The following is a 23433-nucleotide window of genomic DNA, read 5'->3' on the forward strand; positions in this document are numbered from 1 at the left end:
TGCTGATCCCCATGCCAACATCAGTCCATTCCCAGTTTTTTCAGTTAGGATTAATTACTTTCTCAAGTGGCCCTTGAATAACCTTTCATACACCATAACCCATTGCCGATGTACCACCATTATTTTTTCATCTTTATGATCCGCTTTATCAAGAGCATTTTTTTCAGTATCACTGGCTGTATAACCACCAACAGTACCAACTACTTCTGCCGTACCCTCTTTAACTACCCTTCAAGGTATCTGACTCTGCGAGTTTTTAACTAGCACCGCCGTAAGTTCATTCGGTGAAGCACTGTTCTGGATTGTGCTGGCTGCAAGTAAACCAATATCATTCAGATCCATAGGTAAACTCAGCGAGTTATTCTGTGCAATAAAAGCAACCCCAGGTAGTAGTGGGGTTGCTTAAAAATTTAAAATCCTTTTATTTTGAAGAGGCGAAGCAGAACGATACCAATACCGAGTATCCCTCCACCTATACCTCCAATTTTCATGCTATGTAAAATCTCCCTCCAAGATAAATCGAAGCTACCATTGAGCAACCATGCAAAAATCACAAATGTAGTTTTAGTCATAAGTGCAACAATAATAACCCCTATAATACTGAACAAGAAAATACAAGCTGATATGATCACATGACCAATTAGCACTCGGTGGAAATACTTCATTTTTTATCACCTCCAAGTGTTTTTTCTGTTGCTTTACCGCCGATTTCAGAACTTACAGATGCACCTACATCACCAGCAGAACCAGGAACATTACTCGGCTTCATTCCTTCTCGAATAATGGCATTACGGTTAACTTCAGCATATTTTATCCATGTAGAGTCATATTTCGGATCCCATCCATCAGTTACCCATTTTCCAACAGTATTGGTAACTTTCTCTGTTCCCCAAGAAATTCCCTTACCTATACCGTAACCAAAACCTGCACCGACACCATTTGTTATTGCTCCAGTTAGAGGATTTTTATCATCAATCCAGTTTCCAAACGCACCACCTGCAGCATTCCAGCCAATTGTACCTGTCAGGCCATTACCCATACTGATAACATTCACCCAGCCAGCAATAGCAGCATTTGCCGGGTCTATTGTACCATCCGCCAGATAACTGATACCTGCATTCGCACCTGCACCCAGTCCCCACATTGCCTGAGCACCACCCGGTAGCAGTGCTGCGCTACCCGTAGCCAGTGCCAGCCCTACGGCATCACGTTCGTTTATCGCCTTCTGACAGCTCGCTGAGGATGGTGCAGTGCTACAGCTCGCCATATCTATTCCGTGCTGGCGTATCCACTCAGCCTGTGACTCTTCATTACCGCCAAATAAGTTATTCTCCACCGTCGTCTTCCCGGCCTGCGCCCCGGAAACCGCAGAGGCGCTGCTGTCACCAGCCAACCCACCGGCCAGTCCTGCCGCCAGGGTTGCCAGCGTCGAGACGGTCTGCTTCTGCGTTTCGTCCAGCTCGCTGACCGGTTTACCGTACATCTGCGTGGCGATGATGCCGACGATTTCCGCCGTGGCTGCGCCAGCGGCACCGGCGAGGGCGCTCTGGTTCTGCGCGGCGGCAAGGGCGGCGTTGACCACCGCATGCGCGGCGACCTTGCCCGCATCGTCCAGATTGCTGTAGTGGCCGATAACCTCCGCCACATACGGCGCGGCACCACCAGTCAGAGCCGCCTTCAGGTCGCTGCCCGCCAGGCCCTGCACGGCGGCGGTCGCCGCCTGAATCGCCTGCTGGACGCTGCTGCCGGTGCCCCATTGTTGCTGCGCCGCCTTATAGCCGTCGGTGGCGGCCAGCTGAGCATTATATCGTTCCCAGGCCTCCTTGTTGGCGCCTTTCTCCGGCTCGGTGATCCCTTTCTTCGCCAGCTCCGCCTTGCCAGCGTTGATGGCGCTAATCTGTCCCTCGGTGCGCGCAATATCCGCCACCTGGTTGCCAATCTCGCCAATCAGCTGGGTCTGCTGCAGGCGCTGCTGCTCTTTCTCTTTATCGAAGATCGGCGACAGGGTCTGGTTGGCGTGCTCCACGTCACGGCTGAGGTTCGCCACGTCCTGCTGTTGCCTGTCCTTATCCCGTACGATGATGTCACCCTCACTGATTGCCGCGTGGGTGGTGCTGCTGTCATGGCCTTCGTTGTTCCCGCCGGTCAGCAGGCCGTTGGCCATGTTCCCGGCAAACTGGCTGCCGATACTGCCGCCGCTGCTGAAGCCGACGCTCTGGTGCTCAGTTTTAAAATCGGCGCGGTTGTCGATATCGCCCCAGCCCAGCGTGCCGGTGTCGAGGCGGTTCTTGTCCGCCGTCGCCGTCGAGCCAATCACCGCGCCATTCAGCTGCGTATGCTCGCCCACGGTGATGTCATACCCGCCTTTGCCGGCAAAGATGCCGGTCTGCTCCACCACCGAGTCGTAGTTGCTGTGCATCTTGTCCTTGCTGAGGTTGACGCTGGCGGAGCCGGACATCGAGCCAAAGGTGAAGCTGCCTCCGGCGCTGGCGTTCTGCTGTTTTGAGTCGTAGCGGTCGCTGTCCTGCTCCGAGGTGAGCGTCAGGTTGCGACCGATATCGGCGATAACCGTGTCCCCGCTGACCTGGGCGCCTGTGAGGGTGGTGTCGCGCCCGCTGTTGAGGGTGAGCCGGTTACCGGCATCGACGGTGGTTTCGCTGTGGGTGGTACCGTTGCCGCTTTCGCTGCCTTTGCCCTTGTTGGCGCTGGCGGAGACGCTGATCCCCCAGCCGCCGGAGCCCACGCCAATCCCGACGCCGACCGTGCCGCCGTGGCTGTCGTTTTTGCCTTCCAGCAGCGAAGTGTTTTCAGCAGAGACCAGGTTGATATCGCGGCTGGCCGACAGCGCCACGTCGTTACCGGCCTTCAGCTGGCTGCCGACCGCGTTCAGGTCGCCTTCGCGGGCGGTGATGCTGAGGTCGCGTCCCGCCGTCAGGCTGCTGCCCTGGGCGGTGGTCTGCTCGCTGCGCTGGGTCGATTTCGACGACTGGCTGCCGTAAGAGAGACTGACGCCAACGGTATTGTTGTTGGCCGGATCGTTGCCCTGCGCCGCATCCAGACGCGCGGCCTGGCTGGCCTGCACGCCGGAGAGCGCTGCTTTCACGCCCTGCAGGGCCTGCAACCGGCTGCTGCCGGCGGACCTGGCGTCCTGGGTGGCCTGCACCACGCTGTTGAGGGCGCTGCCGGCCGCGCCGGAGAGGGCGAGGGTCAGGCCGGAGGTTTTCTGCTCCACCTCGTGGGTCTGCCGGCTCTGGTTTTCGGCGGCGGTGATGGCGACGTTTTTGCCGCTGAGGGCCATGTCCCGGCCGGCGATCAGATCCGAGCCGGTGACCGTCAGGTTTTCGCCCGCGCGCAGGGTCAGGTCGCCGTTGACGCTGCCGACGGTGCTGCCCGCCTGTGTGGCGTCCGCGCCGGTGTCGGTGGTTTTCACGCTCTGGGTGCCGTAGCTGAAACCGATCCCGCCGGAGCTCATCAGCCCCGATTTTTTCTCCTGCTTCAGGTGCAGTTCGCTGCTGTACTCATTCTGAGTCCCGATCAGCAGATCGTTGCCCGCCAGCAGGGCCACGTCGCCGCTGCCGGCCACGCTGCTGCCGCGCAGGGTGAGATCGTGCCCGGCGCTGAGGCTGACGCTGTCGCCGTTGAGCTCGCTGCCCCGGGCCGTCTGCCGCGACACGCTGTCCTCGGTGCGGGTGGTGGTTTTGGACAGCCAGCCGCTGCTGCCGGTGACCTTGTGGCGTTCGTCCAGCGTCTGGCTGTTTTCGCCCGCCTCCAGAGTGAGGTCATTGCCTGCGCCGAGATTCAGCGCCGCGCCGGAAGAGAGGAGGGCGCCGCGGGCGCTGAGGTCGTGCCCGGCGCTCAGCGTGACGTTGCCTTTGCCGGTCACCTCGCTGCCGGTGCTGCGGCTCTGGCTCTGGCTGAGGGCGTTGTCGGTATCCCACACCAGATTATCCTGCCAGGCGGTGGTGACGTCGTTGAGCCGGATATCGCGCCCGGCGACCAGCTGCACCTCGCCGCGTTCGCCGCTGGCGACCACCTGGGCGCCGCTGAGAGTGATATCGCGCCCGGAGTGCAGGGTCAGCCTGCCGTCGTCGCCCTGGACATAGATGCCGGAGACGCTGTCGATAGTGGTGCGGCTGAAGCGGTTCTCGCCGCTGACGCTCTGGGCGTCGGCGAGGGTGGTGGTGGCGTTGATGTCCCGCCCGGCCACCGCCTGCAGGCTGCTGCCGCCCTGGATGATGCCGCCGATGTTATTGATGTCGTTGCGGGCGTTCAGGCGCACGTCGTCGCCGCTCAGGGTGCCCGCCCGGTTGGTGATAGTGTCGGCGTCAAGCTGCAGGACGCGGCGGCCGTTGAGGGTGCCGCTGTTGAAGAGGTCGCCGTCGAGTTTAATGTTGACGTTATTCCCGGCGATCAGCGCGCCGGAGCCGTCGATGTCGCCGGGTTTGACTTTGGCGTAGACCTGCGGCACCAGCACGGTCTGCTGTGAGCCGTCCGGCATCTTCACAGTGGTGTTCACCAGCCAGACGATGTCGCCGGTCAGCAGCGCCATCTGCTCGGGGGTCAGTGCCACGCCGCTCTTCAGGGCATACTGTTTGCCGAAGGTAATCCCTTGATCCATCAACGCCTTAAACTGCTGTTCGTCGCTGGTGTAGCCGTCAAGGTAGCGCTGGCCGGTCAGGGCAACCACCTGCTCGCGGATCAGCCGCTGCTCATAGTAGCCGTCGCCCAGCCGTTTCAGCGTCGTGTCGCCGTCACCGGCTAACGCGTGCTGCATGTAGTCGCTGCCGAGCCACTGCTTCTGGTTGGTGAAGCGCGGATCGGTCTCCACCAGATACGGTACGTCGCTGGCGGGATTGACCGTAAACAGGCTGTTATCCGGCAGGGTGGTATTCGGGCCGACGATGCGAATCGCCCCTTCCGCGGGCGTCACCTCAAACTGCTGGCCCGCCGGCGGCGTGACCGGCTCGCCAGGCGAGACGGTGTGCTGCCCGGCGACGGCGCCCGCGACGCCGATAGCCGCCGCCGTGCCCTGCGGGGTCAGCGGGTCAATGGTGAGCGGCGTGCCCTCGATGCTACCGCCGCTGATCAGCTGCCCCGGCTTCAGGGAGATGCTCTGAATTTCGCTCGGCGGCGTATAGGCGGTACGGTCGCGGCCCTGCTCATCGCCCCCTTTGTGGCGAATGCGGTAGTAATGGGTGGCGCTACCAACGTCGGTGGTCCGCCGTTCGCCCGCCACATCGTCGTTTTTCACCTCCTGCAGACCGGCTATCGCCAGGGTGCCGCCGGCGATGACCTGACTTTTATCGTTCAACAGGCGGTCGCCGGTGAGGGTCATATTGCCGCCGGCGAGGATCTTCGCTGGGTCGGATTCGAGGATCCGCGTCTCTTCCACCGTGCGGGTATAATCGAACTGGTTGAAGTTATCGTTGTTACTCCCGGTGTCGTCCGGGGTGTTCAGATTGCGCAGACCGTCGGCGGAGTTGCGGTCGACAAACACGCCATCGTCCGTGGCGTTCCAGCGGTTGGGGGAGCCGGTGTGCTGATATTCGGTCACCTGCTCCTGAGAAACGGTCACCACCCCGGTGGTGAAGCGATCGTTGATGTTGTTGATCTGCCCGGCGGCGAGGGTCATATCACCCGCGGACTCAATCGTCGCGCTGTGGTTGTTGATGGTTCCCGCCTGGCCGTTGGCCGCGCCGTTATCCGCCAGCGCGCCGCCAATCAGCAGATCGCCGCCGCTGTAGATCAGCCCGTGATCGCGGTTGTTCAGCGTCTGCACGCCAAGGTCGACGCGCTCGCGCCCGGCGAGGGTCGCCGCCGTGCCGTTTTCCGCCAGGTTATTGAAGGTGAGGGCATTGACGCCAATCGCGTTGCCGTAGATGCGCCCGCTGCCGCTGTTGGTGAGGGTTCCGGCGTTAATCCGCGTATAGCCGCCGTCAATCAGCCCGGCGTTGAACAGCGTGTCGCTGACGTTAAGGGTGTTTTGCCCGGCGTTAATTTCGCCGTTTACCCCGTTGTTCAGGTTGCGGCTGGTGATGTCGAGGCTGCTGCCCGCCAGCAGCTTACCGCCGTTGACGATATCCCCTGTAGAGGTGAGGGTGAAGCGGCCGTTGGCGACCATCGTGCCGCGGTTATTCAGCGACTGCCGGCTGCTCAGCGCCATGTTGCCGAGCGACAGCAGCTGGCCGCTGCCGTCCAGACTGTCCGCGTCGATGCGCAGCCACTCGCCGGCTTTCACCGTGCCATCCTGGTTAAACAGCGCCAGTTTATCGCCGCCGATATCCACCGTCCCGGATGCCGCCAGCCCACCGTTGCGGTTGTTGAGTTCGCCGCTGTTGCGCACCGTCAGCGACCGATCGGCCAGAATGATTCCGTCCTGGTTATCGAGGGCGCCGGTGGTGAGCCCGATGGTTTGCGCCTCCAGTCCCAGATTGTCGCCGGAGGTATTCTGGTTGATAAGCCTGGCGGCCGCGAGCGTTAACGTCGCGCCGCTGCGTATCAGCCCGGCAACGTTGTCCACGATGCCATGGGCGCTGTCGATCAGCAGATCGCCGACGCTCTGAATCTCTCCGCCGCCGTTTTGCAACTGCTGGCTGCGCAGGGTGGCGTTTGCGCTGCTGATAATGCTGCCGCTGCGGTTGCTGATGTCGTCGGCGGTTAGCGTCAGGCTATCGCCGCTCTGGATCAGGCCGCTGTTATCGTTGATCAGCTGCCCGCCGTTAAAGGTCAGCGCCCGCTGCGCCGCCAGTTGGCCGCCCTGGTTGTCCAGTCGGTCGGCGTGGAGCAGGGCGTCTGCGCTGCTGAACAGGGTACCCTGGCGGTTGTCGAGGGTAGTGACGCCGATATTGAGCGCACCGCCCGCGCCGACGACCCCGTGAGCGTTGTCCAGCGTGCCGCCGTTTAGCGTCATCGCGCTCAGCGCTTTCAGGCTGCCCTCCTGGTTGAGGAAGGCGCTGAAGCTGGCGTCCAGCGCCTGCTCCGTGGCGAACTGGCCCGCGCGGTTATCAACATCGCCCCCTTTGAAGGTGAGCGTGCCGCTGCTGGCGAGATAACCATGCTGGTTGTTGAGCGCGCCGCTGTAAATAGCCAGCGCGCTGTGCGAGTACAGCGAGCCGGACTGGTTGTTGAAGGCGCCGTCGGCGAGCGCCAGCGTGGCCCCGTCGGCGACGATAACCCCCTGTTGGTTATCCAGCCCGGCGGCGCTGATTGCCTGCGTTTTGGCCGCTTCGATACGGCCCTTATTGTTGCTGACCGCCTGCGCGCTGCGGATGTCGCCGCGGCCGGTGGCGGCGGAGATCAGCCCCTCGTTATTGTTGAGGATCCCGGCGTCGATCCGGGTATCGCCTGCCGCGGCGAGGGTGCCTTTGCGGTTATCCAGCGTCGTCCGGGCGTGCGCCGTCAGGCTGCCGTTTTGCGCCGCCAGCACTTTCCCGCCCTGGTTATTAACAGACTGTGCGGCGAGCTGAATATCGCCATTGGCGGCAATCTCCCCCTCGCGGTTATCGATGTCACCCGGCAGTTTGACCACCAGGGCGCCGCCGCCGGTCTGCACCAGTTTGCCTTTGTGGTTTGAAAGATGCTGAGCGGAGAGGGTGATCGCGTCGGCGCTGAGCGTGCCGCCGTCGTTGTTAAGCGTTTGACCGCTGCGCAGAGTCAACTCCCGGGCGTTGACCTCGGCGTTTTGGCTGAGGAGGTTACCCGCGCCGCTGTCCAGCTCGACCCGCTGGCCCTGGGTCTGGCTGCCGCTGACGTCCACCCCCTGGCCGCTGGCGCGCAGGCTCCCGCCCGCCAGCGTCTGGCCGTGGGCGCTCAGCTGGCCGTCGGCATGCAGCCGCAGGTCGCCGCTCTCCGCCAGCTTACCGTCATTTTGTACCCCGGCGGCCAGCACGCTGCTGTGGCTGCTGGTGAGGCTTGCCGCCTGAATGTCAACATGTCGGCCGGCGGTCAGCGCGCCGCTGTTGCTGAACTCGCCGGCGGTGCGAACGGTGGCGTCTTCGCTGGCGCGCAGTGTGCCGCTGTTTTCAATGCGGCCGTCGGCGGTCAGGGTCACGCTCCCGGCCTGGGCGCCAAGCGCGCCGGCGTTACGCACCCCGACGCCGCTCTCGGTGCCGACCATGCGGATTTTTCCCGCGTACATACCGCCGAGGCTGGCGACATCCACCGCCAGCTGCGGACGGGTTGCCGGGTCATCGCCGGTTTTTTCGATGCGTTCGTGGGCGGCATCCACCCGGTTGCGCCCGGTGGTGACCTTCAGATCCTTGGCCCACAGCCCGGCGTTAACCTTCACCGAGCGGGCGATAATATCGGTGTAATCAGCGGCCGAGCTGTCCATCCCGGCGCCCTCGATGGTCACCTCGCCGCGTTCGACCTGATAGCCGGTGAGACTGCCGTTATTGAGCTGCGCCTGGCCGGTGGTCAGCGTGGCGCGATTGGCATTGATGAAGCCGCAGCCGTTACAGGTAATGCCGGATGGGTTGGCGATGACGACCTGGGCTTTTTTCCCTGCCACTTCAATCATCCCGTTCAGCCGGCTGGGGTCGCGCGAGTTGACCTCGTTAAGAATGACCTTCGCTTCGCCTTTCGCCAGCCAGGGATTTCCCGCCACCATGCCGCCCAGCTGGCTCTGCACGTTTTTATGCGAGTTATTGAGGATCGCCCCCTGCTGGTTAACATCGAACTGGCTGTAGGTATTGCGTGACACCCCGGCGGCCGACGGGGTCTGAATATTGACCTGCGGCGTACCGTTGGCGCTCTGCATCACCGTCGGCTGCTGGTTTTTCGGCGCCCCGGCGTCGGCGACGATGTTGGCCTGCGCCGGGTGAATCACGCCCATCGCCAGCCACAGGCTGAAGCTAATGGCGCTGATTTTGCCGTGCAGCTGGCGCGGAAGCCGTCCCGGAGCAGAAGCGCGCGCGGAGCCCGCGCGGCCGGAACGGGCGATGTCCGCCACCACCATCAGCATGCCGCGCGCTTTGTTGAAGACAATACGATAGAGGTTCTTATTCATGGTTTAGTCCTTTAAACGCTTCCGGCAGATCGACGGCGAGCGGATGCGCCTGCTGCCAGGCTCTGGCTTGTACGCGACTGACGCGGCGGCCATGGAACATCACCACCCGCTTGCCGCGTTGTTCGCCGCGGTGATACAGCGCCCGCGCGCAGTGGTCGGCAAAAATGTCCTGCCGCATCAGGGCGTTCATGGCGGCGGTATGGCCGAATGGCGCGATCCAGTCGCAAAACCACATCCGGTCGCCGCTGTTCCAGTCGGCTTCTGGCATTTCAATCGCCGGGCGGGTGAGATAGCGGGCTTCGGACTCCGGGTTGAGCCACGCCCAGCTAAGAAAAAAGACCGGCCGTTCGTTTTCCATAATCAGCACATACTGACGACGCTTGATAATCGGCAACAGCAGCGTGGGGAGGGCGTGCAGCGGGGCGTCCCGGTGCATCGGCGAATGCATCCATAGCCACACGCTGGCCCCCAGTACTTCGGCTTCGTTGTCCGCGCCGCCGAATATCAGCGGCGCTTTTATCTCGTAGGGTCCTACGCGCATCACCAGCTCCAGTTCAGGTTGAAGCCAAGAGACACGGCGCTGGTGTGGAACCCATCCGGCTTGGAGAATGGCGTTCCGGCAAACAGGTCATACCCGGTGCGGAAGGCGTTGCCGCGCACGCCGATAACGCCGCCCGCCAGGTGTTGGCCGATCAGGTAATCAGAGCTGTAGCCGCCGACTTCACCGTAGTCCGCGCCGAGGTAGAGTTCCTGGTTCTCCAGCGGCGTGCGCCAGGCCAGATCGTTGCGGACATACCAGCCGTGGCTGGCATTGAGAGTACGTTCGCCGTCGAATCCGCGTACCGTCCAGCGGTTGCCAATGGCGAACTGATCCTGCGGGGTGAGCGGGGTGTTGCTGATCTGGCGCAGGTACTGCACGTTGTAGCGGAAATTCTGGCTACCGAGGGTGAAAGGCAGGTCGAGCTGGGCGTTGAGCTGAGTGATTTTGCTCAGCGCGGTGGCATCGCCGACGTACTCTTCCGGCGCCGGCTGCGCGCCAAACCAGCGGGTGCCGCGCTGGTAGCTGGCGCCGAGGTCGAGAGTGGCCTGGCCGATATAATGACGATGCTGTAGCCCGACGCGCCAGGCCGCCGTCTGGCGACGCTGTACGCCCACTTCGGTGTCGTCGATGTAGTTGCGGCTCTCGCGCGCCAGTACGTCATAGGTGAAGGTCGTCTTCTGTGTTCCGCTGCGGTGCAGGACCCGGCTGAGCTGTACGTCGAGATTTTTACTTTTGCCGCTGTAGCGATAATCGCCGTTCAGACCTGCGACCGTCTGGTGATAGTCGTAGTCGCTGCCGGTGATCCCCAGCATCCAGTAGCCGTACGGTACCGAGTAGTGGGCGATGTAGTTGCGGCTTTTCTTGCCGCCGTTGTCGTCGAGATCGTGGCTGGCGGAGAAATAGAGTAAATCGCTGAGCGAGAAGGGGTTATCCAGAGACAGCGTCACACCGCCCTGATAGCGGCCGGTGGTTTCCGTGCCCGAGTCGTCCAGCGACAGCCCCAGGCGCCACATCTTCTCCTGCTTGCGGGTAATGACGATATCGCTCTCGCCGGGATTGTCGCCGGGGACAATTTCCATACTGGCCTCAACGCCAGGCAGGCGCTGGAGGTTTTCCAGCCCCTGTTCGATATCGCGCAGGTCGAGCAAATTGCCCTCGTGCGCCGGAAAGGCGCTATACAGCTGGATATAGCGGTCGCTCTGTTCCGTCAGGCGTACGTGGCGCACGTAACCCGGCACAATCGTCAGCTTCAGCGTGCCGCTTTTTAAATCCTGCGAGGGGGCCAGCACGCGGGTGGTGATCCAGCCATGATCGACCAGCCGGTTTTGCAGGGTGCTCATCAGCAGGTTAATCCCTTTGCCCCCCAGGCAATGCCCCTGCGCCTGGTCGGCGATGCGCTGCAGCGGCAGCCAGCGGGGGAGCGCTTGCTGGCCGCTCAACGCCACGCGCTGGATGGGAAAGCAGGGGGATTCCGTCGGGAAAGGGATACGTCCGAAGCTGGAAGAGGGCTCAGAAAGGCGCACATCCGGCGTCGGCGGCGTCAGCTGCTGTTCCAGCGCCTTCTGACGCTGCTGCTGAATAATAAACTGATCGTCAGGGCTCGCGGCGTGGGCCGGGAGCAGAAAAAACAGGCCTGACGCTGAGGCGATCGCTTTGCAAATAGTAGCTTTGCGGCTCATTGGCATCCTTGCAATGTTAATAAATGAACAACTGTGAATTTATGTAAAATTGTTCAGTTATCGTCAAGGAAAGGAAATCAGGTTTATTCCGAAAAAGAGAACGTTCCCGCCGGGGGGTGTGAGAAATAATATGAATATAACTTATTGTATTTTATTAAATAATGTTGGTCGTTCGCGCTTTTTTAGCGATACAGGCGGGGGAAAAACTACCAGAAAAGGTACCGCTGGCTTCAGGGAGCGCCGTCAGCAGGAGAATAAAGATAAGAATTTACCCGAAAACGATACCTGGCTGTGGGCGAGAGTATCCGCCTGACATCACTGTCGCTGAACGGTGGGCAAGCTGCGCTATCAGATAAGTGGGCTGGCACGGTGCGTGCCGCGACCAGCCACGGGTGGCGGGGCATGACCTGCGCAAAACCGCAGGTCACGGGGGAACGCGAATTATTGCAATGCCGCCAGCTCATCTGCGGTCAGCGCAACGCTTTGCACCGTCCCTGATTCCGCCGACTGTACCGCCGCTTCTAATACTGCCATCACCGCCAGCGCTTGTAACGGCTGGACCGGGTTCTCAATCTTGCCGGTTAACGCATCGCGCACGTTAATATAGTACTGGCGCTGGTCTCCCTGTGGGGAAGGGATTTCGCGCGGCTGCGAGCTGGCATCAAACACCACGAGGCTATCGTCATCATGCCCCCAGCTTTCGCTGCCGGGAACCACTCCGGCCAGCAGCTGACTTTCCTGCCGATCGGCTTTCTGTTTCACCACGCTGCCTTTATCTCCGTGGACGGTAAAGCGCGATACGCCGCCGGCCACCAGCATGCTACAGTGCAAAATCACCTTATGCTGCGGGTAGTTTAAGACCACATGCGCCCAGTCATTAATCTCCGCGCCCTGACGCAGGGTGGCGATATTACCCTGCACCGACTGCGGCAGGCCGAACAGCTGTAGCGCCTGATCGATCAGGTGCGGCCCCAAATCGAACCATAATCCGCTGCCGGGGACATTTTGTTCTCTCCAGCGCACGCGAACTTCCGGGCGGAAACGGTCAAAATGCGACTCAAAGTGCTTAACATTGCCGATCAGCCCTTGTTCGATAACCTGTTTAATGCCGAGGAAATCGCTGTCCCAGCGGCGGTTGTGGAAGACCGAAAGCAGCAGCTGCTTCTCTTCCGCCAGCGCAATCAGCTCGCGGGCTTCCTGCATATCCAGCGTAAAGGGCTTATCCACTACCACATGTTTCCCGGCATTCAGCGCCAGTTTGGCTAACGGGGCGTGCGTGGCGTTGGGGGAGGCGATCACCACCAGGTCAATATCCGGGTGTTGAACGGCCTGTTCGGGTGAGCCGATGACGGTGACATCCGGCAGATCGCGCTTCACCTTCTCTTCGTCGCCGGACGCAACGACCGCCAGCGTGAGGCCTTCCACTGACTGAATCAGCGGGGCGTGAAACGTTTTGCCGACGAACCCATAGCCGATCAGCGCAATATTAATGTTTTTACCTTCACGAGCGATGACGTTATTCATTACCCTCTCCACGTTATTGAGCGTCAGCAATGTTGACCTGCAGCGCGCTAGTATCCCCGAGCTCTTCCCAGGGCTTGTCTAAAAATAACTGATGTATGTCTGTTAATTCGGCCACCAGATGCGGCTCGCAGTGGTTCAGCTTCATATGATCGGCGACCAGCCAGTGCTCGGTGCTTGCCGCCAGCATGGCGCGTTTGATTTCGGCATCGGCCTCCTGGCTGGCGCTTAAACCGAGTTGCGCATGGATAGCGCAGGCGCCGAGGATGGCGATATCGGCGCGATAGCGCGCCAGCAATGCCAGGGTGGCGCTGCCGGCAAACAGCCGCTGCCGCACATCCCATGTTCCTCCCAGCATGATCAGCTGGATATCCGGGCGGGTGCTGAAATGCGCGGCAATATCTAAGGAAGTGGTGATGACCGTCATCGGGCCTTGAATCTGGGTAGCGACGGCCAGAACGGTACTGCCGGCATCTAAAAAGAGGGTCGAACCGGCGGGTATTTTGCTGGCGACCATGCGGCCTAAACGCTGTTTAGTCTGCGGCAGCAGGGCGTTTCTGCCCTGGCGATTCATCGCGGAAATGTCGAGCGCGATTGCGCCGCCGTGGTTCTTCTGCGCCAGCCCCTGCTTTTCAAGATCGGCCAGATCGCGACGCAGGGTGTCTGCAGAAACCTGCAGCTTTTCAACCAGTTCGCTGATGCTGACTTGCCCATTTTCACTAATAAGATCAACCAGGTACTTTTGTCTGGCGGTTTTATGCATGGTGACGAAATCCTGCAAAATGCTGCAATAACTCGCATAATACAGCATTTTGCAGGAAAAGAAATCTTCCTTGCACCCGGTTCAGGAGGGAAGCAGAGGCGGGGCGGGGCGACACTTTTTTACGCGGCGGGTTTGCAAAACGGCAACAGCGGTCTACCCTTATCCTGCTCATAACCATGAAGGAGATAACAACATGTGTACAAATTTGCACGATAACGCGCGTCAGTACGCAGAAGAGAAAAAATGAACGGCTCCTGCTAGCCTGCCGTCCCGCCGGTATTCATTCTGGCGGGGGTTAATTCAGCGGGCTGGACATACTCTTATGAAACGCACTCATAACCCGCCGTCGGCGGGTTCTTTTTTTATTCTCCTCCTCGCCCGCTTTTCATCAGCGAATTCAGCACCCTGCTGACTTTACCCCTTGATTAACCGATGTGTCAGGCTAGACTAGCAAAAATAAGTACTGACTGACGGAGGTCTGGTGGACGCCATTAAGGGATCGGAATTGAACGTGCCGGATGCGGTTTTTGCATGGCAATTCGACGGGCAGGGCGGAGTGAAGCCGCTGACTGACAGTGACGCTATCGATAAGGATCGCCCCTGTTGGTTGCATCTGAACTATACCCACGCCGATAGCGCCGAATGGCTGGCATCCACTCCGCTGTTACCCAACAGCGTCCGCGATGCTTTAGCCGGGGAAAGTACCCGTCCCCGGGTCACCCGGGTGGGGGACGGGACGTTAATTACGCTGCGCTGCATCAACGGCAGTACCGATGAGCGCCCGGACCAGCTGGTGGCGATGCGCCTGTATATGGACGAGCGCTTAATCGTCTCCACCCGCCAGCGTCGGGTGCTGGCGCTGGATGATGTGCTCGGCGATCTGCGCGAGGGAACCGGGCCGGTGGACTGCGGCGGCTGGCTGGTGGATATTTGCGATGCGCTGACCGACCACGCCAGCGAATTTATCGAGCAGCTGCATGACCGGATTATCGACCTCGAAGATAACCTGCTGGATCAGCAGGTGCCGCCGCGTGGTTTTCTGGCGCTGCTGCGCAAACAGCTGATTGTGATGCGCCGCTATATGTCGCCGCAGCGCGATGTTTACTCCCGCCTTGCCAGCGAGCGCCTGCCGTGGATGAATGACGATCACCGCCGCAGAATGCAGGATATTGCCGACCGGTTGGGGCGGGGCCTGGATGAGATTGACAGCTGTATTTCCCGGACGGCGATTATGAGCGATGAGATTGCCCAGATTATGCAAGAGGGGCTGTCGCGCCGGACCTATACGATGTCGCTGATGGCGATGGTGTTTCTGCCCAGCACCTTTTTGACCGGTCTGTTTGGCGTCAACCTGGGCGGGATCCCCGGCAATGAGTGGCATTTAGGCTTTTCTATCTTCTGCATAATGTTAGTCGTTCTCATTGGCGGTGTTACATGGTGGTTACATCGTAGTAAATGGCTGTAAATAATCGCTTTTCATCGCCGTCCATCGGGCGAAAACCCGGTAATGTTTGAGCGAAATCAATAAACCGTCCACCCATTCGGGGCAATATCTCTCTCGCAGGTGAATGCAACGTCAAGCGATGGGCGTTGCGCTCCATATTGTCTTACTTCCTTTTTTGAATTACTGCATAGCACAATTGATTCGTACGACGCCGACTTGATTAAGTCGGCTTTTTTTTGCTCTCTGGTTAGCAGCTTCTACGCTTAATGGGTGTACCCGCTCATTCCCGGGAGAACCAACATGCGCTATCAACCCCTGACATCCATCCCTGTCTCGCCAGAACCTAATGATCCCATACCGGTGCCCGATCCCCGGCCGCGCCCGCATCCACTGCCCGATCCGCCGCCGGATGATGAGCCGATTAAATTGTCGCATCGCAGGCGCAGATCTGCGAGGATACGCGCCTGCCCTTTGTGTGCCTGTTAATTCGAGAAAAAATTGTGACCGCTTTTTCAACACTGAACGTTTTACCCGCTGCCCAGCTCGCCAATCTCAATGAGCTGGGTTATCTCACGATGACCCCTGTGCAGGCCGCCGCCTTGCCCGCGATTCTGGCGGGTAAAGATGTGCGCGTGCAGGCCAAAACCGGTAGCGGTAAAACTGCGGCATTTGGTCTGGGGCTGCTTCAACACGTCGATGCTACCCTGTTCCAGACACAATCTTTGGTCTTGTGCCCGACCCGCGAACTGGCCGATCAGGTCGCGGGCGAGCTGCGTCGTCTGGCGCGCTTTTTACCAAATATTAAAATTTTGACCCTTTGCGGCGGGCAGCCTTTCGGCGCGCAGCGCGATTCGCTGCAGCATGCGCCGCATATCATCGTCGCCACGCCGGGTCGTTTGCTGGATCACCTGCAGAAGGGCACCGTGTCGCTGGATGCGCTGCAGACGCTGGTGATGGATGAAGCCGATCGGATGCTGGATATGGGCTTCAGCGAGGCCATCGATGAGGTGATCCGCTTTGCCCCGGCCGAACGTCAGACGCTGCTGTTCTCCGCCACCTGGCCGGAAGCGATCGCGGCGATCAGCGGGCGGGTGCAAAACCATCCGTTAACCATTGAGACCGATTCTGTCGACGCGTTGCCGGCAATCGAGCAGCAGTTTTTCGAAACCTCCCAGCGCGGAAAAATCCCGCTGCTGCAAACGCTGCTCAGCCAGCATCAGCCGGCCTCCTGCGTGGTGTTTTGCAACACCAAAAAAGATTGTCAGGCGGTTTGCGATTCGCTGAATGCCGCAGGGCAGAGCGCGCTGTCGCTGCACGGCGATCTTGAACAACGCGATCGCGATCAGACGCTGGTGCGTTTTGCCAACGGGAGCTCTCGCGTGCTGGTCGCCACCGACGTCGCCGCGCGCGGCCTCGATATTAAATCGCTGGAGCTGGTGGTTAACTACGAGCTGGCCTGGGATCCGGAAGTTCACGTGCATCGCATCGGCCGTACCGCCCGCGCCGGCGAGAGCGGTCTGGCTATCAGCCTCTGCGCGCCGGAAGAGGCGCAGCGCGCCAACATCCTGGCCGAGATGCTGCAGCTGAAGCTGAACTGGGTGAGCGCGCCAACGAACGGCAATATCAAACCGCTTCACGCAGAGATGGCGACGCTGTGTATCGATGGCGGGAAGAAAGCAAAAATGCGCGCTGGCGATGTGCTCGGCGCGTTGACCGGAGATATGGGCTTTGACGGCGCCGACATCGGCAAGATTAACGTCCATCCTGCGCATGTCTATGTGGCCATTCGCCAGAGCGTGGCGCAGAAAGCCTATAAGCAGCTGCAGAACGGCAAGATTAAAGGCAAAAACTGCCGCGTCCGCCTGCTGAAATAAGCGATGATAACGCGTCTCAGAGGTGACTCTGAGACGCCGGTCGGTTACTTCACTTCTACCACGTTCAGACGCAGTTCATCCAGCTGCGCGGCATCGTCTTCCGGCTGCCAGCCGGCAGGCTGCAGCGGAATCTCTTCCCGGTCAAACGCCAGATCGCCGCCATCAACCACTTCTGAGTTGTGGTTAATCCCTTTAAAGTCAAACAGGTTGATGTCGCTCAGATGAGACGGCACCACGTTCTGCATGGCGCTGAACATGGTCTCGATACGGCCAGGATAGCGTTTATCCCAGTCGCGTAGCATATCGGCAATCACCTGGCGCTGCAGGTTAGGCTGCGAACCGCACAGGTTGCACGGAATGATCGGGAAACCTTTCGCCTGCGAAAAACGCTCAATGTCTTTTTCACGGCAGTATGCCAGCGGGCGAATCACGATGTGTTTACCGTCATCGCTCATCAGCTTCGGCGGCATGCCTTTCATTTTGCCGCCGTAGAACATGTTCAGGAACAGCGTCTGTAAAATATCGTCGCGGTGATGGCCGAGAGCAATCTTCGTCGCGCCCAGTTCACTCGCGGTACGGTACAGGATACCGCGACGCAGGCGTGAACAGAGCGAACAGGTGGTTTTGCCTTCAGGAATCTTCTCTTTGACGATCCCGTAGGTATTTTCTTCGACAATTTTATACTCGACGCCAAGCTGCTCCAGATATTCCGGCAGGATGTGCGCGGGGAAACCCGGCTGCTTCTGATCGAGGTTGACCGCGACCAGCGAGAATGAAATCGGCGCGCTTTTCTGCAGGCTGCGCAGGATTTCCAGCATGGTGTAGCTATCTTTACCGCCGGACAGGCAAACCATAATCCGGTCGCCGTCTTCGATCATGTTGAAATCGGCAATGGCTTCGCCGACGTTGCGGCGCAGGCGCTTTTGCAATTTATCGAGGTTGTACTTTTCTTTTTTGCTAATTTCTTGATTTTGCAGCATTTAATAATAGCTCAATTCATAGTGTGGCACACGCACTCTGCCCACGGCACGGCGGGTGGTCGCAATTAATGACGTCGGACGTTGCTCAGTCTAAGTCTGTGGCGTGTATGGTACGGATTCGCGGTGGGGATGTCAGCACATTTCAGGTAGTTTAGCCTGGCAGATGTTGAGATAAAAAGCCCGCCCAGAGGGCGGGCTGAAGGGGTTAACGCACAACCAGTACGGAACAGTCGGCATGACGAACGACGGCCGCAGCGTTGGAGCCGAGCAGATAGGTCGTAATATCCGGGCGGTGAGAGGCGATAATCACCAGATCGGCCGGCAGCGTTTTCGCCAGCTCCAGAATGTTATCCTTAGGCGAACCTTCCTTAACATGGAAATGCACCCGGTCTTCAGGAATGGCGAACTGAGCGACGATCTCTTTCAGACGCGTTTCCGATTCCGCTTTAAACTCATCCATCGGCGGTAGTTCGGTGGTATAGGCCATCCCCAGCGAGGCGTAATAGGGAAGGGATGGAATCACGGTCAGAAAGTGTACTTCGGCATCGTCAATGCGCGCTTCCGCCTCAACGTGACAGACAACGCGTTGAGTTAATTCTTTATCAGAAATATCAATAGGTACAAGAATTATTCTGGCCATAAAACCTCCTGTTTAAGTAACCGCTTAAAGTGTACGCCATTTGGCGGCGCGATGTACCATGACGGGTCACATTTTAGCGTGAGTTACCCCGGAGTTCGGTAAATTTCCCTTTGATGACGCCATCATAAAAACGTCCCTTGGACACCACCTGCAAAAAAAGGCGGTAGATGCGTTCGGGCACCTTCTCATAGCGAAGCGTGCTATCGTCGTGAAACCGGATTTCGAGGATGCCAGAGGCCTCGTCATAGGCGATGGAGGCGATTCGGGATGACTTTACGGGGTGATGATCCATGGCTGGCGTCCTTTACGGCAGGCTTTACCGGCAATATATCATTTATCGGGTAACGGTTTTAATACTCCAGGGATATTGTTTTGATTTGATTGACGGTTGCTGGTGAACCCGGTATCGGCACGGGTTGGTCCGGTCAAGGCGATAAGTAATGCCAGAGGCGCAGTGACTTTATATTGATGTTGTCATCTTCGCGCTGCAAACTGGCTTGCGCACAGACGCCGGGAATACTATTCGGCGTGAGCGAATAAATCAGAGCGATGCCCGTCTATTTAATGCAACGATTATCGTCATCGCTCGCGCTGAGAATTTTATTGTTGGCGGTCGTGGGGAATTGTCGACGGTTATTATGATGATTGCCGGGGTAATGGGCCGGGGGCTAATGGTGGGGGCGTCACACCAACGGCGTTTATTAGGCTGATATTTTTAACTTAGCGCATTGAGGATGTAAAAGAAGGCAATACGGGCGAATCGGTGTGGAGTAATAAATTCTTCCGTGATGGTTATAGTCTTTATGAATGTATTAAGCGGAAGTATGTTAAATAAAAATTATACTTCGTGACGCGGTGGGCGTATTCTGTGGGCGTTACATGCCCTTTATTATTGTCAGGTTTTATTATGATCGTCACATATTATATTCACGCATGATATTATTTTGACGATAAAAATGACAAGCCCGAATGAATATTCGGGCTTTTTTTATGGTGAAGCTTAAAAACAGAGCCGATTAACTCTCGGTGGCTGGTTTTTCCGCTTTGCCGGCCATCTGGGCCAGGAAGTCATAGCGTTTTTGCAAATCCGCCGCCGCATCTTTCCACAGCTGCTCCGCCACTTCGGGCTGCTGGGCATTGAGGCGACGGAAACGTTGCTCATTAAGCAGCGTTTCGGCCAGCGCGTCTGAAGGTGGGCGAGAGTCCAGCGCCAGCGGCAGTTTACCTTCATCCGCACGACGAGGATCGAAGCGGTACAGCGGCCAGAAGCCGGTGGCGGTCAGCTGACGCATCTGATCGTGGCTGAGCGCCAGATCGTAACCGTGCTCTTCGCAGGGGCTGTAGGCGATAATCAGCGACGGGCCAGGGTAGGCCTCCGCTTCCTGAATCGCTTTCACCGTCTGATTCAGCTGCGCGCCCAGCGAAATTTGCGCGACGTAAACATGCCCGTACATCATCATGCTGACGCCGAGGTCCTTACGCGCTTTGCGCTTGCCGTGCTCACCAAACTTGGTGACCGCGCCGAGCGGGGTCGCCTTCGACGCCTGGCCGCCGGTATTGGAGTAACACTGCGTGTCGAGAACCAGAATGTTGACGTTTTCAGTCAGGCTCAGGACGTGGTCGAGACCGCCAAAGCCAATGTCATAGGCCCAGCCATCGCCGCCGATAAGCCAGATGGATTTCTCAACCAGCGCATCGGCATCGGTTAAGAGCTCCTTCGCGCCTGCTTCATTAGCCAGAACCTGGCGTAGCTCAGCTACCTGTTCACGCCGCACCTCCGGCGTGGCGTCGGCCTGCAGCGCGTCGTACAACGCTGCTGGCAGTTTGTCGGCAAACGTTGACAGCAGGCGCATTACGCGCTGACGGTGCTGGTCGACGGTTAAGCGGAAGCCGAGGCCAAATTCGGCGTTGTCTTCGAACAGCGAGTTTGCCCACGCCGGGCCGCGGCCGTTGGCGTCGGTGGTATACGGAGTGGATGGCAGATTACCGCCGTAAATCGACGAGCAGCCGGTGGCGTTAGCGATCAGCATCCGATCCCCGTACAGCTGGGTCAGCAGTTTGATATACGGCGTTTCGCCGCAGCCTGAGCAGGCGCCGGAATATTCAAACAGCGGGCTGATCAGCTGCGAGGTGCGGATATCAATACGTTCCAGAGTGCTGCGGTCGATTTCCGGCAGGTTGAGGAAGAAGTCGTAGTTCACTTTCTCTTCTTCCACATGTTCAAGGCGCGACATCATGTTGATGGCCTTGATTTCAGGATTCTGCCGGTCTTTTGCCGGACACACTTCCACGCACAGGTTACAGCCGGTGCAATCTTCCGGCGCCACCTGCAGTACATATTTCTGCCCGCGCATATCGCGCGATTTCACATCCAGGGAGTGCAGGCTGGCCGGTGCCGCGTCCATTGCCTGCGGAGGGACCACTTTGGCGCGAATCGCTGAATGCGGGCAGGCGGCCACGCAGTGGTTACACTGGGTGCACAGCTCCTCCTTCCAGATGGGGATCTCTTCGGCGATATTGCGTTTTTCCCAACGGGTGGTGCCCATTGGCCAGGTGCCATCCGGCGGCAGAGCGGAGACCGGTAGCGCATCGCCGAGCCCGGCCAGCATGGCGGCGGTGACGGTTTTAACAAAATCCGGCGCGGCGTCGGAGACCACCGGCGGGCGGTTCGGGCTGGAGGCATCAACCGGGCGCAGCGGCACTTCGGCCAACGATTCGCGCGCCAGCGCCAGCGCCTGCCAGTTGCGTTCAACCAGGTCCTGACCTTTGCTGCTGTAGCTTTTAGCAATGGCGCCCTGCAGTTCGGCCAGCGCGCTGTCGCCCGGCAGAATTTGTGTTAAATGGAAGAATGCCATCTGCATGACGGTGTTGATACGGGCGCCAAGGCTGCACTCGCGGGCGATCTTCGCGGCGTTGACAATATAAAAGCGCGCTTTTTTCTGGTTCAGCGTCGCCTGCACTTCCTGCGGCAGGCGCGACCACACTTCATCGACGCCATAAGGCGTATTGAGCAAGAAGATTCCGCCGGGTTTTAACCGCTCAACCATTTGATATTTGTCGATAAACTGTAGCTGATGGCAGCCAACAAAATCGGCCTGTGAGATCAAATAGGAGGAGCGAATCGGTTTTTCACTGACTCGTAAATGCGAAACGGTCAACCCGCCGGCTTTTTTCGAGTCATAGACAAAATAACCCTGCGAGAACCACGGCGTGGAGTTGCCGATAATTTTGATATTGTTTTTCGTCGCCGAGACGCTGCCATCGCTGCCGAGGCCGTAGAACAGCGCCTCCAGTTTGGCTTCTGATGGCAGGGTGTTCTCCCCCAGAGGCAGGGAGAGATTGGTTACATCATCATAAATGCCGACGGTGAATCGCGGTTTGGGCCGGGCTTCGCGTAATTCATTGAAGATAGCCAGCACGCACTCCGGGCCGAACTCCTTGGATGAAAGGCCGTAGCGACCGCCGATGGTGCGGGGCAGGGTTTCACGCTCGCCGCGGTTAAAGGCTTCCGCCAGCGCGGTCATGATATCGAGGTACAGCGGCTCGGCATGGGCGCCCGGTTCTTTGGTGCGGTCGAGAACGGCGATAGCGCGGGCGCTTTCCGGCAGCGCCTCCAGCAGATGGGCGGCCGAGAAGGGACGATAGAGGCGAACTTTCAGGACACCGACTTTTTCGCCACGGCTCAGCAGCTCGTCCACGACTTCTTCACAGGTGCCGATCGCCGAGCCCATAATCACAATCACCCGTTCTGCCTGCGGATGGCCATAAAACTCGAACGGTTTATACTGACGCCCGGTCGCGACGGCGAAATCGTTCATCGCCGTTTCAACGTGGTCATAAACCGCGTCGTACCAGGGGTTCGTGGCTTCGCGGGACTGGAAATAAGTATCCGGGTTCGCCGAAGTACCGCGGATCACCGGATGTTCCGGATTCAGCGCGCGTAGACGGTGCGCGTCAATCTCGTCCTGAGGCAGCAGACTGCGAATGGTGTCGTCCGCAAGCGGGGTGATTTTATTGATTTCATGCGAAGTCCGAAAACCGTCGAAGAAATGAATAAACGGCACCCGGCTCTTAAGCGTGGCGATATGGGAAATCAGCGCAAAGTCCTGGGCTTCCTGGACGCTGCTGGCGCACAGCATGGCGCAACCGGTCTGGCGCACGGCCATGACGTCGGAATGGTCGCCGAAGATCGAGAGCGCGTGGGTAGCGACGGTACGAGCGGCAACGTGCAGGACAAACGGCATCAGCTGACCGGCGAGTTTGTACAGCGTGGGGATCATCAGCAGCAACCCCTGCGATGAGGTAAAGGAGGTCGAGAGCGCCCCGGTTTGCAGCGCGCCGTGTACGGCACCGATGGCCCCGGCTTCCGACTGCATTTCGACGACGCGAGGCACGTCCCCCCACACGTTTTTTAGCCCGTTACCCGCCCAGGCATCCGCCTGTTCCGCCATCGTTGAACTGGGCGTAATCGGGTAGATGGCGATAACCTCACTGGTGCGAAACGCGACTGAAGCGGCCGCGCCATTACCGTCGATAGTAATCATAAGAAGACACCCTAACATTGCGCAAAAGAAGAGACCCGACAAACGGCTACAGGTCCTGTAATTATAGTGGCTAGTATAAGGGCATTATCTATACCCTTGAAGTTGTGAGGCTTTCGAGTGCACAAATTGATCCACGAATTCTCCCCCGAGAGGCAGATTTTACCGACGGTAGAGCATTTATCTTACTGATTATTATAAATTTATATGCGAACAGGGAGGCGTCGTAACGGTCAGGCTCCCCGCGGTGACAGCCCATCTGCTGAAGGTATCGCAGATGAGAACGGTCATTCTGTTTTTGAGATCTCTGAACGGGTTAGAGTCTGTTCAGGTTGGGGTAAATTAGTCCAGCCAGTCTGGACACGGACCGCGCGGAATAACCGGAGCGTACAGGTTGTGCGCGAGGATTGTGCGCACTGCCCAGGTCTGAAATGGTAAATATG

At 58.8% G+C, this 23433-nt stretch carries 14 protein-coding genes; 4 read left to right on the top strand and 10 right to left on the bottom strand.

Going from position 1 to position 23433, the window contains the following annotated elements; genetic code table 11:
• Positions 1-410: 410 nt before the first annotated feature.
• Genes BV390_RS18240 through BV390_RS18255 form a run of 4 tightly spaced genes read right to left on the bottom strand, consistent with a single transcriptional unit; the run spans position 411 to position 11227 of the window.
• Positions 411-665 carry a hypothetical protein gene (locus BV390_RS18240; RefSeq protein WP_032695957.1) on the bottom strand — a complete coding sequence of 85 codons (255 nt, stop codon included), beginning with the start codon at positions 663-665 and terminating at the stop codon, positions 411-413.
• Entirely contained in the window at positions 662-9007 is an 8346-nt protein-coding gene (locus tag BV390_RS18245; protein WP_085397190.1) for a hemagglutinin repeat-containing protein, read from the bottom strand. The genes BV390_RS18240 and BV390_RS18245 overlap by 4 nt, the downstream gene beginning before the upstream one ends.
• The gene (locus tag BV390_RS18250) at positions 9000-9548 is read right to left on the bottom strand and encodes a toxin-activating lysine-acyltransferase (RefSeq protein ID WP_085397191.1); all 549 of its coding nucleotides are present in this window, start codon (positions 9546-9548) and stop codon (positions 9000-9002) included. The genes BV390_RS18245 and BV390_RS18250 overlap by 8 nt, the downstream gene beginning before the upstream one ends.
• Entirely contained in the window at positions 9548-11227 is a 1680-nt protein-coding gene (locus BV390_RS18255) for a ShlB/FhaC/HecB family hemolysin secretion/activation protein (RefSeq protein ID WP_085397192.1), read from the bottom strand. Before BV390_RS18255 ends, BV390_RS18250 begins: the two co-directional genes overlap by 1 nt.
• Before the next feature lie 130 nt (positions 11228-11357).
• Here BV390_RS18255 and BV390_RS31300 point away from each other — a divergent pair, with 130 nt between their 5' ends.
• Positions 11358-11540, top strand: a complete 183-nt coding sequence (locus tag BV390_RS31300; RefSeq protein ID WP_127624785.1) for a hypothetical protein — start codon at positions 11358-11360, stop codon at positions 11538-11540.
• Between the two features lie 128 nt (positions 11541-11668).
• Here the strand turns inward: BV390_RS31300 and BV390_RS18260 are convergent, their stop codons facing one another.
• A complete protein-coding gene (locus BV390_RS18260) occupies positions 11669-12751 on the bottom strand; it encodes an oxidoreductase (protein WP_085397193.1) in 1083 nt (360 codons plus the stop codon).
• Positions 12752-12764: 13 nt separating this feature from the next.
• Complete coding sequence (locus BV390_RS18265) at positions 12765-13511, bottom strand: DeoR/GlpR family DNA-binding transcription regulator (protein ID WP_032688019.1); 747 nt, start codon at positions 13509-13511, stop codon at positions 12765-12767.
• 481 nt (positions 13512-13992) lie between these two features.
• Here BV390_RS18265 and zntB point away from each other — a divergent pair, with 481 nt between their 5' ends.
• The 3 genes from zntB to dbpA all read left to right on the top strand — a co-directional run bounded on the left by zntB (position 13993) and on the right by dbpA (position 16829).
• A complete protein-coding gene (gene zntB, locus BV390_RS18270; protein WP_032688003.1) occupies positions 13993-14976 on the top strand; it encodes a zinc transporter ZntB in 984 nt (327 codons plus the stop codon).
• A gap of 279 nt (positions 14977-15255) precedes the next feature.
• Positions 15256-15441 (top strand): proline-rich small protein YnaL, encoded by a 186-nt coding sequence (ynaL, locus tag BV390_RS31860; protein ID WP_071824622.1) that lies wholly within the window; start codon positions 15256-15258, stop codon positions 15439-15441.
• A 14-nt stretch (positions 15442-15455) separates the two neighbouring features.
• The gene (dbpA, locus tag BV390_RS18280; protein WP_004861223.1) at positions 15456-16829 is read left to right on the top strand and encodes an ATP-dependent RNA helicase DbpA; all 1374 of its coding nucleotides are present in this window, start codon (positions 15456-15458) and stop codon (positions 16827-16829) included.
• A 44-nt stretch (positions 16830-16873) separates the two neighbouring features.
• Here the strand turns inward: dbpA and ttcA are convergent, their stop codons facing one another.
• From ttcA to nifJ, 4 genes are all read right to left on the bottom strand, one after another.
• The gene (gene ttcA, locus BV390_RS18285) at positions 16874-17809 is read right to left on the bottom strand and encodes a tRNA 2-thiocytidine(32) synthetase TtcA (RefSeq protein WP_004861225.1); all 936 of its coding nucleotides are present in this window, start codon (positions 17807-17809) and stop codon (positions 16874-16876) included.
• 205 nt (positions 17810-18014) lie between these two features.
• Positions 18015-18449: a universal stress protein UspF gene (gene uspF / locus BV390_RS18290; protein ID WP_032687993.1), complete on the bottom strand. Its 435-nt coding sequence runs from the start codon at positions 18447-18449 to the stop codon at positions 18015-18017.
• 73 nt (positions 18450-18522) lie between these two features.
• Positions 18523-18741 carry a KTSC domain-containing protein gene (locus BV390_RS18295; RefSeq protein WP_032687991.1) on the bottom strand — a complete coding sequence of 73 codons (219 nt, stop codon included), beginning with the start codon at positions 18739-18741 and terminating at the stop codon, positions 18523-18525.
• A 724-nt stretch (positions 18742-19465) separates the two neighbouring features.
• A complete protein-coding gene (gene nifJ, locus BV390_RS18300) occupies positions 19466-22993 on the bottom strand; it encodes a pyruvate:ferredoxin (flavodoxin) oxidoreductase (RefSeq protein WP_032700058.1) in 3528 nt (1175 codons plus the stop codon).
• Positions 22994-23433: the final 440 nt, after the last annotated feature.

Origin of the sequence: Klebsiella sp. YJ (assembly GCF_002108615.1) — a bacterium.
Lineage (GTDB): Bacteria > Pseudomonadota > Gammaproteobacteria > Enterobacterales > Enterobacteriaceae > Klebsiella > Klebsiella planticola.